Here is a 15,257-nt window from a genome sequence, read left to right as displayed (position 1 = left end):
ACCCGCACGCTTTTTGCCAATGATCAACTCCCCCTGTCGCCTTATGGCGAAGAAGTTCGGGACGTCCCGGCAGGTAGGAGGGTCAGTTGTGTATCCAACCGAGGCAACCTGGGCAGACCGGGATTTCGTTGCTACGGCAACATGATAATGAGCCGGAGAACGCTCGAGATGTATGTTGGACGAATTGTTGGAGTAGGTCGCAGCCGAAAAGGGGATTTAGTCGCGGCCTACCGGGTTTCGAGCAGATCATTTCCCAACAGGAATGCAGAAAAGCTTGGTGACACTATGCGAATTGTCGCCGACCAAGGAAGCGCAGATGCAGCGTCCAACAGCCCATACATTGCCTATGAATGTCTCATTTGGAACTCTCGTTTTGCCGTTGTCAGCAATGGCACCCATTCCCGACCGATTTACGAGCGGTTAAAGGCGGGAAACGCCCCACGAGATGCGATAGTAAGCGTTCTCGTAGGCCTGGACCGGGAGTTCGATCAGCACGATACGCCTCGAATTTGTGGTCTGGTTGATTTAGCCGAAAACAGGCTTTGGCTCGGCAGCATAACCGCCACCAGCTTGTCGGTGACGCCGATAGAGGCTCGGCCTGGCCAACTTGCGTATATCTCGACCTATGAGTTTCCACTCCCTCGCACCGAGCAGGTGGATCAGGACTTCGATGCCGCCGACCCAAGTGCAGTCTGCAGCCATATTACCCATGCATCAGTCTTCTCTCAATTCGAGAAACCTGTTTGCGCGGCTTCATGGGTCGGGTCAGCATCGGGCCATGAGACTGCGACGCTCAACTCCACCCGCTGATCGCTTGTAGCGAGGTGGCGGCTTTGGGACGGGCGAAAGGCGAGTTCGACTGGATTGCGTCAACAGCCGACTTTGCGCGGTTTCCGAAAATTCGCATAGTCTGCATTGCAACGAAGTGGAGGATGCGAGGAGGGCTAGGGCCGATGGGCGTGTTCGTGTTGCTCATAGGATTTCCAGGCGTAGGGAAGCTGACAACTGCCAAGGAACTTCGTGCGCTTATTTCCGCAAAGATTGTTGATAATCACTGGTTCAACAACCCGATATTGCGGTTCCTCGATGAGGACGGAACTACCCCGCTGCCAAAGGGGATATGGGAGCACACCGGTCAAGCGAGCTAATCCCGCTGGTTCCTTGAGCCAGTCGATGATCAACCTCCAAGCAAGGGGCGATCCAAAATCGCCCCTTGCTTTGGAAATCACGTTTCAACCACCATCACCACCGGCCGCCATTGCAGCCCATAGTCCCAGTGTCGCGGCAACCCCACCGATCAGGAAGACAAATGAATATCCGGAATGGTCGGCAAGGACGCCAACGACGGGCGCTGTTGCGCCGTAAGACAGATCTTGGAAGGCGGCAAAGCCGCCGATCGCTGTGCCTCGCAGCTGAGCTGGTACTTGCTTGACCACAACAGATCCCATCGATGGGAAGACCATCGAGCAGCCGATGCCGGTCAGGAGAGCGCCGGCAAGCGCCGCATAGGGCCCCGGTGCCAGCCAGATGAGATATTGGCCGCAGGCTTCAACCACCAGTGAGATGGCCGCAACGCGTGCACCGCCCATCCGGTCGGGCAGATGCCCGCAGAGCAGGCGCATCGCGACAAATCCTGTCCCGAAAAAAGTGAGCCCAAGCCCGGCATAGGGCCATCCGTTGCTGAGGAAATATAGCGGGAAGAAGGCTCCCAGGGCCGCAAAGCCCACCCCTTGCAAACCCACGGCGGCGCCAGGTCGCCAGATGCGACCGATGATCCGCCAGAAGGACTCTCGGGGACCAGCATTAGGTTCAATGGCTGGAACAAACTGAATGATCACGAGCCCCACCAGAGGCAGAACGCTGCACACCGCCATCAAGCCTACAAAACCAGTCCGATTGAGCAAGGTGAGACCAAGAGGACCACCAGCTGCAAACGCGCCATACATGCCCATGCCGACGAGCGATATGACACGACCGGAACGGACATGACCCGTCAGGCCGATGGCCCAGCCCATCATGCCCACCAACACGAGACTTTCGCCCAGGCCGAGTACAAGTCTACCAACAAGCAGCAGCGCGTAGCTTTCTGCCACCGTCAAAACAGGCCAAGCCGTCAGAGCGCAGATGCCGCCAGCCGCCGCATAAGCGAGCAGGCCGCACTGCATGGTAAGCCTGCCACCAGCCCGGTCGGTCCATGCACCGGCACGCCCGCGTGTGAGGATCGTGGAGAGAAAGGCGATGCCTACGGCAAGGCCGCCCCATGTGTTGTCGAGGCCAATGCCTTCAACCACATGGACTGGTATGGCCGGCAGTGCCATGGCAACCGTCAGGTAGGAGAGAAACAAGGCAATGGTGAGGATGATGACCTGGGGGAAACCGGTCGTGCCTTCGGTGATATCAGACATGGAACGCACTCTTTGTCATGGTGGGGTGCGTTGGTTGACGTAAACGCTTACGGTGCCGGCCATTTCCGGGACAGGCGAACGAGCGGTTAAGCCGCTCCCAGCAAGTCAGCCTTGTAGTGCTTGGCGTACTCGTTCTCGATTGCCGGGATGATTTTCTCGATCGTGAAAAAGGAACTCCAGAACTTGGTTTCGCGAAGATCGTTGACGACGCCGTTGTAGTGCTCGAGATCGGTCACGGTCCAGATCATCACATCTGTGCAATCGGCCGTGAATGCCTCGCAGTCGAAGAAAGCCATTCGGGCGCCAGGATACTTGGCCAGGATAGGGTTGAGCACGCCCTTGCCGAAGGCAAACCGGCCACCATCCCCGTGCGGGGGGAGCTGAAGCCATTCCGGCGTCGTCTTAATAAGCCAGAATACCGTCATTGGATTGGTTGCAAGGTCGTATTGTGAGGCCGCAGACATATCATATCTCCTTGAATTCAGGGGTTCATGCAGCCAAAATGGGCTTCAGGTGCTCTTCGCAGAACGCGCGGAAGCTGGTTGGTCCTGTGGTCTCGGGCGTCTTGGCAACGCTGTTGTCCATGCCCTCCTCCTTGGCACGGTACATATCGACATAGCCCTCGGCCACTGACTCACTCGTGCCCCGGACGAGGAATTGCTGTTTGAACTGCTCGTAGGAGATCTGCTGGTAGCGCACCGGACGACCGGTCACTTCCGAGATGATGGCTGCCTGATCGTCAAACGATAGGTCCTCCGGTCCCAGCACCGGCATCTCCTCCTGACCGCTCCAGGTGGAGTCGGCGAGCAGGCGTGCGGCTGCCGCAGCCATGTCATGGGTTGCTGTGAACGGCAGCGTCCGGTCGGCGCGGATCGGACCGAAGAACATTCCCTTCTCCCTCATGACGCCGACCTGGCGGGCGGTGTTTTCCATGAACGAGGGCATGGCCAGGCCGCGGAATGCCCCCCCGACTTCCATCAGGAGCTCGTCCATCCGGATCGAGGCGGTGACTGGTCCTGCCCGCTCTTGCCAGGGAGTTCCACGACCGATAGCGGTGATCGAGAGAACGCGCGGTACGGCATGTCGACGGATCGCTTCTGCAGCGGGCTTTGTGAACGTGATGTAGGCATCGTCAAGCGACTGGGCCCACGGAGGCGGCGCCAGCCAGAATAGGGCGTCAGCCCCTTCGAAAGCGCGGTCGACAACCTGCGCGTCGCCATGTGATCCCTCCACGATTTCCACGCGTTCATGAATGTGCTTGGGCAGCTTGGCAGGATCGCGCACGATGAGCCGCAGGGGTTTACCTGTGTCCACGAGCGCGCTGACAACCTTGCTGCCGATCTGGCTGGTCGGGGCGGTGATGACGATCATGATAGTTCCTTCTTGGGTAAATGGACCGTGGGCTCGGGCGGTGGGCCCTGATCTAAAGTCGAATTGAAAGTTCGATGTCGTCGGCGACCGGCACCGACAGATAGCGGGTGTTCGCAGCGCGCACGTGCTCGACATAGCCCGGGCATAGGTCCACATTGTCGGCAATGATGAGCGCACCCGGTCTGAGACTCTTTTCCACTAGCCTCACGACGTCGGCATAGAGGGGCTTTGCGCCATCGAGCAGTACGAGATCGACCTGTTCAGGCAGGTCCACGCTTAACGTGGTAAGAGCATCACCCTCTCGCATCTCGACCAGATCGATCAGGCCTCCTTCCGTAAGGTGCTCCCGGGCCTTTGCGATCTTGGAAGGTTCGAATTCCGTCGTGATGAGGTGCCCGCCGCCGTTGTCGCGGAGCGCTGACGCTAGAAAGACCGTCGAAATTCCAAACGAAGTCCCGAATTCAATAATAGTGCTCGCCCTGATGCTCCGCGCCAGTATGTAGAGAAGCCTTCCTGTTTCCGGCGACACCGGAAGCCACAGGTCCTTCATCAACGAGTAGAGCTGAAGATATTCCGTTTTGCTGTCTAACAGCCGCTCCCGCTCGCTGCCTGGAATAGAGCGGAAGGTCGGGCTTGTTGCGGCGTCAGCTTCAGCAAAGAGTCGATTCAACAAAGGCGCGACATGTGGGTTGTGTAACGTGTTCATGGTCTTCCAATCGGATTGAAGTTGTGTCTTTCGTTGAAGTTATAATGCGATGGATTCATCGCATTCCACAATTCGCATTCAGAGGCAGCCCCAGTGAACGATCGTCTAACCCCTAGAATTTCTTCAAGAAAGCACCCCAAACAGACGCGTTCAGCAGGGCTTGTTGCGGCGATCTTGGAGGCTGCTGTTCGTGTTTTGGCGGAAGAAGGGGCGCAGCGTTTCACAACCGCACGCGTCGCGGAAAAGGCAGGAGTAAGCGTCGGTTCGCTTTATCAGTACTTCCCGAATAAGGCCTCCATTCTCTACCGCCTGCAGAGTGACGAATGGAAGGAGACGACCGAGCAGTGGCGGGTAATACTAGGCGACACGGCACGACCGCCACTTGATCGGTTGCGAGACGTTGTTCGGAGCTTCTTGCGATCAGAGGCCGAGGAAGCGTCGCTTCGCGTGGCGCTAGACGATGCGGCTCCACTTTATCGGAACGCTGTCGAGGCGGAGGAAATTCATTCCGAAGGCGATCGTATCGTAGCAGCGTTCATGGTCGAGGCGCTTCCAGGGGCTCAGGCGCCGGCACGAGAGATGGCGGCCAATCTGATTGTCATGACGATGACTGCTGTCGGAAAGGAGCTGACGGAGAAGCCGCGTCCAGCTGCCGAAATCGATGCCTACGCAGACGAAATGTCACACATGCTCAGTGCCTACCTAACAAGCTTGCAACGGGTTTGACAACAACCTGCGGGGTGCTTCGCCAGTCATTTAGATACGCCAAGAGCGAATGCTGGCTTCGGCACCGCTGGTCGTATCGTAGTCTTCAAGACTTTACCCTTATAGATGCCTTCAGCTTTCGCGGCATCGATTCCGGCTCTTGCCGATCCTTGATGAACTTTAGTTCCATATTGGCGACCATGCCATCCAAAGGGCGGGTGGAGAACACGAGAGGCGGGGCGTGGGTGCATCTCGTCCGGCGTGAGGGGGCGGTCCTGAACGGAATCAGTGGCTTATCATCCATGGCTCATCCATGGCCTCGCGGATGAAAAGGTCTTCGTACTGTCCCCGCGATAAACGGCCTTGCCCATGCCGCGGCAACATCCGCATGCCGACCCATGGTCGAGGCTTTTGAATGTTTTCGGCTCATGTGCCGCCTTCTCATTTGTCGCGTGCGCCGTGCGCGTACCCTTTTCCATCGTCGCGAAGGAGGGCGACGTGAAGAAGGCGCGCGGGGTGCCGGCGTGACGCAGGTCCGGCAGTCGCAGGGTTCGGGCCGTTTGAAGGCGGTCTCATTTCCCTTCGTTCGCAGCAAAAAGGGGTGTTGGACGCGTCGGACTGGTACTCAGCAACCATGCGAAAGGTCGGCCACAGGTCGGACCGGTGAATTGCTCGGATATCCATCATATATTGACGGCAGACCTCAGCCGCTGTTGTCGTGATTTCCTAATCTCTGGTATCTCGGGGCGCCCCCGTTCTCAGGGGGTTGCCATCAGGGCGGTGGCTAGGCCGCATAGATGCGCGTTACAACGTCCTTGACCATGCCGTATTTGATCAGATCAGCAGCCTTTTCACCGATCATCATGCTCGGTGCGTTTGTGTTGCCGCTGAGAAGCACTGGCATGATGGATGAGTCAGCGACCCTGAGGCCCTGGATCCCCCGCACCCGGAGTTGCGGATCAACCACCGCGTTGTCATCGATACCCATCTTGCAAGTGCCCACAGGGTGATAATCGCAGCAGGCATATTGGCGGACGTATGCCATGATGTCCGACTGCGATTTCGCATCCGGACCCGGCAAGCGCTCAATCTTGATGTACTTCGCGATTGCAGGCTGTGACAGGATTTCCCGGGTCGTCTCGATCGATGTCAGGGACATATTCCGATCGTATTCCTCGCCGTGATAGTTCGGATCAATCAGCGGCTCATCGGCCGGATTGGAAGACCGGAGCCCGATCGAGCCGATGCTCTTTGGCCTTAGGAAGGTGGTGTTCACGGTGAACCCATGCCCATCGAGGCGCGTTTGGCCGCCGCGCACGACCATCGCCGGAGCGATATGGATCTGCATGTCCGGTCGGCCGTTCTTCTCGCTGGAAGCAAAGCCGCCGCCCTCAACAATCACTGAGGCGGCCGGACCATTCCGGTAGAGCAGCCAACGGAGCCCGTGAAGTGCGGCCTGCGGGAAGCGATCCTGGCCGTCGTAGCTGATGGGGTCCTTCAGGGTGACATGCACATTCGAGCACAAGTGATCCTGGAGGTTTTTGCCGACACCCTTAAGGTCATGCTTGGATTGGATGCCGACCTTGCGAAGTTCATCAGCGTCGCCAATTCCTGACAACATCAACAAACGCGGCGAGTTGATCGCACCACTCGTGACGATGACCTCGCTATTGCAGCGGATGGTGCGAACCGAACGCCCCTGGGCCACTTCCACACCAACAGCGCGATCGCCCTCGAGGAGGATGCGGACGGCCCGCGACCCAGTCATTACGGTCAGGTTCTTCCGTGACTGCACCGGGCGGAGGTACGAGACCGCCGAACTGCGGCGGCGACCGTCGCGGCATGTCACCTGGTAGAGACCTGCGCCGTACTGTGTCTCACCATTGAAATCAGGGTTGTACGGCAGGCCCCAGGACTGGCAGGCACGGACGAACGCCTTAGAGAGCTCATGAGGGCTGACCTGGTCGGACACCCAGAGCGGACCGCCCTCACCATGATATTTGTTCACCAAGCGGTCGTTGTCTTCGGACTTCCGGAAATACGGCAGGACGTCATCGTAGCTCCAGCCTTCGTTGCCAAGCGCCGCCCAGTTATCGTAATCCTCGCGCTGCCCGCGGATGTAGATCATCGCGTTGATTGAGCTCGACCCACCCAGTGTCTTGCCCTGCGGATACCAGATCTCACGGTTGTCGAGGTTCTTCTGCGGGACAGTCTTGAACCGCCAGTTCACGCCTGGGCCAAACAGCTTCCCGATGCCCCCCGGGATATGGATCATCGGATTCCAGTCGCGGCTTCCGGCCTCGAGGAGCAGCACCTTCACGGAAGGGTCTTCAGTCAGTCTGTTGGCGATGACGCATCCGGCGGAGCCTGCGCCCGTAACAATATAGTCGTAATTTTCCACTGCATTCCTCCCGATCCCATCTGGGATCAATCAACGTCCCTTGAACACTGGCGCTCGCTTTTCAGCAAACGCCCGCAGTCCTTCCATTCGGTCTTCGGTGGCGAAAGCCTCGACGGTCAGACGCCGCTCCTCCAGTAGACCTTCCGCCAGCGGCAACTCGAACGCGGCCTGAACCGCACGCTTGGCGTATGGCGTAATCGCGACCGAGCGCGCTGCAATTGACGAGGCTACTTCAACGGCACGCGCAATCAGTGCGTCAGATGCTACGACCTCGCTTACGAGGCCTTTCCGTTCAGCCACTGCCGCATCCACCATCTCCCCGGTCAGAACCATCTGCATTGCGAACGAGCGGCCGACCGCACGAGGAAGCCTCTGGGTGCCTCCATCTCCCGGAAAGGATCCAATCTTGATTTCCGGCGCGGCAAACTTTGCAACGTCCGAACAAATGATGATGTCGCACACGAGGGCGAGTTCAAGACCGCCACCCAGAGCGAATCCATTGACGGCCGCAATCAGCGGCTTCGGGAAGGTCTCGATTCTATGCCAACGATCGAGACGATCGGGGTCGACATAGGACTCGACCCCGCGCTGCAACATGTCGGATATATCCGCCCCAGCGGAAAATGCTCGTCCGTTGCCTGTCAGGATCACACAACCGATAGCCGGATCGCTTTCCGCTTCCGCGAGAATTGCGATCAGGTCCTTGAGTAGCTCCTTGGAAAGAGCATTCAACTTCTCCGGCCTGTTCAGCCTGAGCAGCAGCACTCCTTCGGCGGGACGTTCTTGCAGGACGAGCATTTCAACCATCGCTACGCGACCTTCTTGTAGAGCGTTTCCGACGTGAGGCCTGCTTGCGCCAGGCACCGACGGATTTTCTCGATCTCGGCGTCCGTCGGGTTCACGAGTGGCGGGCGTACATAGGCTTCTTCCCAACGGCCGAGAATGACAAGGGCCTCCTTCATGCGGTTGTGCATGTCGAGGAGCGGATGATCGTAAAACGCCCGAACGGTCGGATAGATCTTCTCGTTGATTTCCTTCGCAGTGTTGAGGTCACCGGCCTTAACGGCACGGAACAACGCGACCTGAAGGTTTGCGATGACGGAGCCGGCGCCGGAGAGCAGACCATCGCAGCCAAGAGCGAGCGAGCCGAGCAACCATCCGCTATGAGTGGTCAGGGTTCGAACCGGGCGGTCGAGTGCCCTGAGTTCGCGAATCTGGCGTTCATGCAGATTGCCGTCACCGCAATTGTCCTTGATCGCCTTGATCGAGGGGAAGCGGATGCACAGGTCCAGTAGCGTCGGCAGAGGAATAGCAAGGTTGGAGTTCAGCGGAAACTGATAATGAATGATAGGGAGATCCGACGCATCAGTAATGCGCTTGTAGTGTTCCTGGATCATCTCCGGACGCATGTGTCCGCCAAGCGACATCACCTCGGGCGGAAACACCAGCAGACCATTCGCACCCTCTTCCTGGGCCTTGCGAGCAATGCGCGCCGCCTCCAGGCTTGAATTGGTATAGACGGCCACGATGGTCGGCATGCGCTCCTGGAGCACTTCCTTGGTCACCGAGATCGCCCGGAACTGCTCATCCACGGTCAGCGACGCGACTTCGGCGGCGTGACCATTGATGGTGATCGCACTGATGCCCTCGACGGCACTGACGTCCGCTAGGTGATTGCGGTAGGCCTTCTCGTTGATCCCCATGTCAGCGGTGAACGGCATCAGGACTGCCGGGATAACGCCTTGAGGGCTGTCGTAGTGGCGGACGGATGTCATCGCTTGTTCCTTCTGTTCGAGAATGGGGCCGCATCCTCACGACGCGGCCCTTCGTGCTGGGATCAGATTCCCTTGCCAAGATACTGATCGACGTTTTCGTCGGAGACCTGGACGGTCGGCAGGATGATTTCCTTGTCGACGGTCTCGCCCTTGGCCATCTTGTATGCGGTCTCGATCCCTTCGGGAGCGCAGAACGGATAAATGAAGCAAGCCGACATCTTGCCGTCCTTGATCGCCTGGAATGCCGTATTCTGGCCGTCCATGCCGATCACCTTCACACCGTCGAGGCGACCGGCAGCTTCCATCACCTGGATTGCACCCAGCGCCATCTCGTCGTTGTGTGCGTAGACGGCCTGGATCTCACCCGGCTTGAAGCGCTGGAGCATGTCTTCCATGAACTTCACGGCCTTGTCGCGAGTGTAGTCACAGTTCTGCTGAGCGACGACCTTGAATGCAGAATTGCCAGCAATCGCGCTCTCGAAGCCCTTGTGACGATCGTTCGTCGCAGACGCTCCAGCGGTACCCTGAAGCTCGATGATATTGCCACCCTTCGGAAGTGCGCCGAGCAGGAACTTGCCGGCGCCTTCACCGAGCGGAAGGTTCAGACCGCCGAGATGGCAAGTGACCTGGGTATTGACCTTGCGGTCGAGGGTCAGCACCGGAATGCCCTGGGCCATCGCGTCCTTGACCACGGGTGTCAGAGCCTGCTCGGTAAGCGGCGAGATCACGAGAACCTTGATGCCCTGGGTTAGCAGGCTTTCAACGTCGGCAACCTGCTTGGCCGCGTCATTGTTGCCATCCGTGACGATGATGTCGAGGTCCGGGTAATGCTCTGCCGCATACTTCTTGTTCACATCGACCATCGCGATACGCCACGGATGGTTCATCGTGCCCTGGCTGAAGCCGATCTTGATCTTGTCCGCTGCAAAGGCACCGCGCAGCGGCAACCCGACCGTACCTGCGGCAGCAAGGGCTGCGGATATTGTGAGAAACTGTCGACGGCTGGTATTCATTATCTCTCCTCCCGAGGATGGACATTTACAACTATCCGCGCGTCACCATGACGCGACGGCATTCAGACCCGCTGACGGTGGCGATAGACTTCGAACATGACGGCAGCGATGATGATGGCACCCTTCACGATCTGCTGGGTGAACGGTGAGATGCCGAGCAAATTGAGGATGTTGGCGATGACTGCGATGATTGCGGCGCCGATGACGGTGCCGATAATGGTACCTTCTCCACCAAAGAGACTAGTGCCGCCGATCACGACAATAGCGATGGCCTCGAGCTCGAGGTTCGTACCCGCGGTGGGTTCGCCGACCGTCAGGCGCGAGATGGTGATCAATGCGGTGAGCGAGGCAAGAACGCCTGAGATCACGTAAACTGACATCAGAACCGAGCCGACTTTAATCCCGGCCAGGCGCGCGGCCTCCGCGTTGGAGCCGACTGCATAGATCTGGCGTCCGAATGCAGTCGATCGGAGGACGATGAAGGCAATGACTGCGACACCTGCGAAAATCCAGATCGGAACAGGGACCCCAAGAAGGAACCCGCCACCAAGGAAATAGAAGGTATCGGTCGCATCGCCGAGGTTCTGCGGCTCGCCGTTTGCGATCGTCATGGCTATCCCGCGCCCCATAACCAGGGTGCCAAGCGTCATGATGAATGGCGGCATCTGGAAAATAACGACACCCAGCCCGTTGATGGCGCCGAAAGCGACGCCCATGAGGAGCGCGAGAACCATTACCACCGGGATCGACGTGCCGGACGACAGAAGCATCGCGCTCGTGACGGCTACCACCCCAACGATCGATCCGACCGACAGGTCAATGCCGCGCGTCAGAATGACGAACGTCATGCCGATGCTGACGATGCCGAATAGCGCGATCTGTCGACCGACATTCATCAGGTTTCCGACCTGCAGGAAGCTTGGCGACAGACAGATCGCAACCGCGCACAACGCGACGAGAACCCAGAACAAGCCGAGGCTTTGGATGAGCGACCACGCCCGCGCTGATGCCGGCGGCTCTAGTGTCGCGTCTCTAGGAGTTGCCATGTGGGCCATTCCTCTCTCCTCCCAATTAGTTCGATGGCTCAGTTGAGCCGGTTGTTGAGCCAATCGACGGCGACTGCGATGCCGCCTTCGTCGCAGGACGGCCCGGTGAAGGCCGCAAAACTCTTGATCTCGTCGATCGCATTGCCAACGGTCAGCGCGACCTGCGCCCAGCGCAGCATCTCAAGATCATTTTCGGCGTCGCCGGCTGCCGCGCAGACATCTCTCCTCATCCCGAGGTGCTTTGATAGAAATTCAATCGCAACGCGCTTCGAGACGCCTGGCGGGTTGATCTCCAACAGCCGCCAATGGGATCTGACTAGGCAGAGCGATCCAGAAAGCTTTTCCTGCAGGGCATTGAATGCGGCATCGTCATTCGGATCGGTGCGCACGCACATGATCTTCCCCGGCTCTCCTGGGAGGTCATCGAAGGTGTCAACAATTGCCAGGCTTTCGCCGGTGATCTTCACCTCGTGTTCGACAACGGCGTTGGTCGACAAGGCGTAGACCCGGTCATGTCCGTACCAGAGGGCGTTCAGTCCAAGTTCTGCCGCCATCCGCATGGCACCCAGTCCTTCGCCTCGATTGATCGTCGTTGACGCGAGCGAGACGCCTGACCGAAGGTCGCCAATCCACCCCCCATTGAAGCAAGCTGCGAGGGAGGTGAGGCCCAGACGCTCCGCATATGGCCGAAGGGCCTCCGGGGAACGAGCCGATGCCAGCACGACTTTCACGCCCTTCTCCTTAAGCCGACCGATTGCCTCCACCACACGCTCCGGAAGCACGTAGTCGTGGGTCAGCAGTGTGCGGTCGACGTCCGAAACCAGCAGGGAGATGGATCGGGTGTTGCTCATTTCGCGAACACCGGTTCGCGGGCACCCGTGTGGAGGAACAGCGTCTTGATCTGCGTGAATTCCTCGAACCCCGCTTGGCCCATTTCATATCCGAAGCCCGAACCTTTGACGCCAGTCAGCGGAAGCTGCGGCGCGCCGTCGATGATCGTGTTCGCCTGCACCCAGCCGCTCTTTAGGCGACGGGAGATCGTCATGACCGTGTCGATGTTCTTCGACCAGACATAGTTCGACAGGCCGTAGATGCTGTTGTTCGCGAGCTCGATCACTTCGTCGAGAGTATCGAAGCGGGTGACGCTCAGGACGGGGCCGAAGATCTCCTCCTGGAAGATGGTCATCTCGGGCGTGACATGATCGAAAATGGTCGGCTGGACGAAGTTGCCGGCGCCGTTCTCGACAACATTGCCCCCAGTGAGAAGCTTGGCACCTTCAGTGCGGCCGGAATCCACGAGGCTCATCACCTTGGAGAGGTGCTTGCTGTCGATCATGGCACCAATATCGGTGTCGTCGTCGAATGGATTGCCGACCTTGAGCAGCGCTGCACGTTCGCTGACGCGGCGCACAAAGTCATCGGCGATCGACGACTGGACGAACAGGCGCGAACCCGAGACGCAGCATTCGCCGTTGTTGAAGAAGACGCCCATCAAGGCGCCGTCTACAGCGGCGTCGAGGTCAGCATCGGCGAAGACGATATTCGCGGACTTCCCACCGAGTTCTAGCGAGGTCTTCACGATGTTCTTGGCCGACGCCTCGATTACGGTCTGGCCAATCCTCGTCGACCCCGTGAACGAGATGAAGTCGACATCCGAATGCTCCGTCAGTGACTGGCCGATGACCGAGCCCTTACCGCTCACTACGTTGAACACACCGTCGGGAACGCCTGCTTCCGTAGCAAGGGCTGCCAGTTCGAACGCGCTTCCAGACGTGAACTCGGAAGGCTTGACGACAACGGCACAGCCCGCGGCGAGCGCGAACGGAACCTTCTGCATCAGGATGAGGGCCGGGAAATTCCATGGAGTGATGAGAGCGACAACGCCCACCGGCTCGCGCATCAGCAGCGCCGTCTTGTTCGCGCCGAGGTTGGTGTAGGTTGTCCCGGACATCTGCATCGCCAAGGAAGCAGCATAGCGGATAAGACCGACACAGCCGCCGATATCACCTTTGGCAAAGCGGATCGGCTTGCCGACTTCTTCGACTTCGATGCGAACAAGCTTGTCGAAGTTCCTTTCGACCAGGTTCGCGAACTTGTTCAACACCTCTGCCCGCTGCATCCCGCTCATCTGGGGCCACGGGCCATGATCGAACGCTTTGCGCGCCGCAGCCACGGCACGGTCCATGTCGGCGACCTCACCACTCGCAAACTGGGCGACGAGTTCCCCGCTTGCCGGGGACGTACGGTCGACGTAGGAGGCGGCTTCGCCTTCGAAGCGACCATTGATGAATTGGGTGTACTTGCGTGTGGACATTTCCATTCTCCTCAATTCCATACCGCGTGCGACATCAGGGATTCTTCGGTGGCGCCCTTGCCATCGACAATGGCCGAGACTGAGCCCTGCCTCATGACCATGATGCGGTCACACATCCCGAGAACTTCGGGCAGTTCCGATGAGACCATCACGACGCTTGCGCCGAGGGTCGAAGTGAGCTGAACGAGCAAGTCGTAGATTTCACGCTTGGCCGCGACATCGACGCCGCGGGTTGGCTCGTCCACCAGCAGAATAGTGGTGCCTGCGTTGAGCTGCCGGGCGATCCCGCATTTCTGCTGGTTGCCGCCAGAGAGCGTGCGTACACGGGTGGCGCCGGACGGCGTCTTGATCCTCATCTGACGGATGTAGTTGGCGACCTTCTCGCGCTCTTTTCCGGAGCGTAGCAGGCCGCCTGACATCATCTCGCCAAGCGCGGAGATCGTGACGTTGAAGGCGACCGACTGATCCAGGAAAAGCCCTTCCGTCTTCCGATCTTCTGGAAGCAGGCCAATCCCGTTGGACAGCGCGACACGCGGATTGCAAACGTCGAGCTTCTCGCCGTCGATCTTGATCTCGCCGCTGTCGATCCGGTCGGCGCCAGCGATCGCGCGGAGGACTTCGGTGCGACCCGAGCCCGCGAGACCGCAGATCCCGAAGATCTCGCCTCGGCGGACCTCGAACGAGATATCCTTCAGTACGCCCTTGCGGTTCACGTTGCCGACGGCCAGCCGGATCTCCTCCTGGGGAGCCGGACGGGTCGGGAAGATGTCGTTCATCTCACGGCCGACCATCTGCCTGATGAGGCCGGCTGTGGTGGTGCCCTCGATCGCGGCGCTCGAAATCATCTGACCATCGCGGAGGACAGTGACGTCCTGGCAGATCTCGTAGAGCTCCTTGAGACGGTGCGAAATGTAGACGAACGAGACGCCCTCTTCGCGGCTAAGCGTCCGGATGAGCTCGAACAGATTGTGCAGCTCGCTGTCGCCGAGCACGGCCGATGGCTCGTCAAGGACGATGATCCGGGCGTCGCGGGAGATCGCCTTCGCAATCTCGACCATCTGGCGTTGAGCCACGCTCAAGCGATCGATGCGTGCAGCCGGATCGACCTTGAAGTTGAGCTTCGCGAGGATCGCCCGAGCATCGGATCGCGCCTTCCTCCAGTCGACAGTTCCGAAACTCGTCTTGGGAAGTCGGCCCAGGTAGATATTCTCGGCCACGGTCAGATGCGGAGCCTGGGCGAGTTCCTGGTAGATGACTGCAACGCCAAGCGCGAGCATCTTTTCCGGGTTGGGATTGTCGATATCCTTTCCGTCGATTGCAACGGTTCCTTCCGATGCCTGGTAGGCGCCGGAAAGGATTCGCATGAGCGTCGACTTGCCGGCGCCGTTTTCGCCCACCAGTCCGTGCACGCTGCCTTTCGCCACCGAGAAGCTTACGTTCTTCAGTGCGTAGACGCCTGGAAATCGCTTATGGATTCCCTTCATCTCCAAAGCCGGAGCCGTCATTGCCTGCCTCCCAAAA

At 59.0% G+C, this 15,257-nt stretch carries 14 protein-coding genes and 1 pseudogene; 3 read left to right on the top strand and 12 right to left on the bottom strand.

Annotated elements, in window-relative coordinates; translation table 11 throughout:
* Positions 1-141: 141 nt before the first annotated feature.
* Both ASC97_RS16460 and ASC97_RS35310 read left to right on the top strand, forming a co-directional pair.
* Complete coding sequence (locus ASC97_RS16460; protein WP_338012528.1) at positions 142-810, top strand: IMP cyclohydrolase; 669 nt, start codon at positions 142-144, stop codon at positions 808-810.
* A 143-nt stretch (positions 811-953) separates the two neighbouring features.
* A pseudogene (locus ASC97_RS35310) lies at positions 954-1,139 on the top strand (chloramphenicol phosphotransferase); the annotation flags it as partial.
* Between the two features lie 93 nt (positions 1,140-1,232).
* On the opposite strand, the gene ASC97_RS16450 reads toward ASC97_RS35310, so the two are convergent.
* From ASC97_RS16450 to ASC97_RS16435, 4 genes are all read right to left on the bottom strand, one after another.
* Positions 1,233-2,405: an arabinose transporter gene (locus ASC97_RS16450; protein WP_057469432.1), complete on the bottom strand. Its 1,173-nt coding sequence runs from the start codon at positions 2,403-2,405 to the stop codon at positions 1,233-1,235.
* Between the two features lie 86 nt (positions 2,406-2,491).
* Positions 2,492-2,869, bottom strand: coding sequence for a darcynin family protein (locus ASC97_RS16445; RefSeq protein WP_200959482.1), 378 nt, complete (start codon positions 2,867-2,869; stop codon positions 2,492-2,494).
* A gap of 25 nt (positions 2,870-2,894) precedes the next feature.
* Complete coding sequence (locus ASC97_RS16440; protein WP_057469431.1) at positions 2,895-3,776, bottom strand: NmrA family NAD(P)-binding protein; 882 nt, start codon at positions 3,774-3,776, stop codon at positions 2,895-2,897.
* Between the two features lie 52 nt (positions 3,777-3,828).
* Positions 3,829-4,482 carry an O-methyltransferase gene (locus ASC97_RS16435; RefSeq protein ID WP_057469430.1) on the bottom strand — a complete coding sequence of 218 codons (654 nt, stop codon included), beginning with the start codon at positions 4,480-4,482 and terminating at the stop codon, positions 3,829-3,831.
* Between the two features lie 93 nt (positions 4,483-4,575).
* Here ASC97_RS16435 and ASC97_RS16430 point away from each other — a divergent pair, with 93 nt between their 5' ends.
* The gene (locus ASC97_RS16430) at positions 4,576-5,208 is read left to right on the top strand and encodes a TetR family transcriptional regulator (RefSeq protein ID WP_057469429.1); all 633 of its coding nucleotides are present in this window, start codon (positions 4,576-4,578) and stop codon (positions 5,206-5,208) included.
* Between the two features lie 763 nt (positions 5,209-5,971).
* Here ASC97_RS16430 and ASC97_RS16420 read toward each other — a convergent pair.
* The 8 genes from ASC97_RS16420 to ASC97_RS16385 all read right to left on the bottom strand — a co-directional run bounded on the left by ASC97_RS16420 (position 5,972) and on the right by ASC97_RS16385 (position 15,241).
* Positions 5,972-7,588, bottom strand: coding sequence for a GMC family oxidoreductase (locus tag ASC97_RS16420; protein WP_057469427.1), 1,617 nt, complete (start codon positions 7,586-7,588; stop codon positions 5,972-5,974).
* Positions 7,589-7,618: 30 nt separating this feature from the next.
* A complete protein-coding gene (locus ASC97_RS16415; RefSeq protein WP_057469426.1) occupies positions 7,619-8,395 on the bottom strand; it encodes an enoyl-CoA hydratase-related protein in 777 nt (258 codons plus the stop codon).
* A gap of 2 nt (positions 8,396-8,397) precedes the next feature.
* Positions 8,398-9,363 (bottom strand): dihydrodipicolinate synthase family protein, encoded by a 966-nt coding sequence (locus ASC97_RS16410; protein ID WP_057469425.1) that lies wholly within the window; start codon positions 9,361-9,363, stop codon positions 8,398-8,400.
* A gap of 62 nt (positions 9,364-9,425) precedes the next feature.
* Complete coding sequence (locus tag ASC97_RS16405) at positions 9,426-10,376, bottom strand: substrate-binding domain-containing protein (protein WP_057469424.1); 951 nt, start codon at positions 10,374-10,376, stop codon at positions 9,426-9,428.
* 62 nt (positions 10,377-10,438) lie between these two features.
* Entirely contained in the window at positions 10,439-11,422 is a 984-nt protein-coding gene (locus ASC97_RS16400; protein ID WP_244481488.1) for an ABC transporter permease, read from the bottom strand.
* Between the two features lie 38 nt (positions 11,423-11,460).
* The gene (locus ASC97_RS16395; RefSeq protein ID WP_057469422.1) at positions 11,461-12,273 is read right to left on the bottom strand and encodes a Cof-type HAD-IIB family hydrolase; all 813 of its coding nucleotides are present in this window, start codon (positions 12,271-12,273) and stop codon (positions 11,461-11,463) included.
* Positions 12,270-13,736 (bottom strand): aldehyde dehydrogenase family protein, encoded by a 1,467-nt coding sequence (locus ASC97_RS16390; protein ID WP_057469421.1) that lies wholly within the window; start codon positions 13,734-13,736, stop codon positions 12,270-12,272. Before ASC97_RS16390 ends, ASC97_RS16395 begins: the two co-directional genes overlap by 4 nt.
* Before the next feature lie 11 nt (positions 13,737-13,747).
* On the bottom strand, positions 13,748-15,241 hold the full coding sequence (locus ASC97_RS16385; protein WP_057469420.1) for a sugar ABC transporter ATP-binding protein: 1,494 nt from the start codon (positions 15,239-15,241) through the stop codon (positions 13,748-13,750).
* Positions 15,242-15,257: the final 16 nt, after the last annotated feature.

Origin of the sequence: Rhizobium sp. Root1203 (assembly GCF_001424945.1) — a bacterium.
Taxonomy (GTDB): Bacteria; Pseudomonadota; Alphaproteobacteria; order Rhizobiales; family Rhizobiaceae; genus Rhizobium.
The sequence above is the reverse complement of the archived record's forward strand: the minus strand, read 5'-3'. Positions and strand labels throughout refer to the sequence as shown.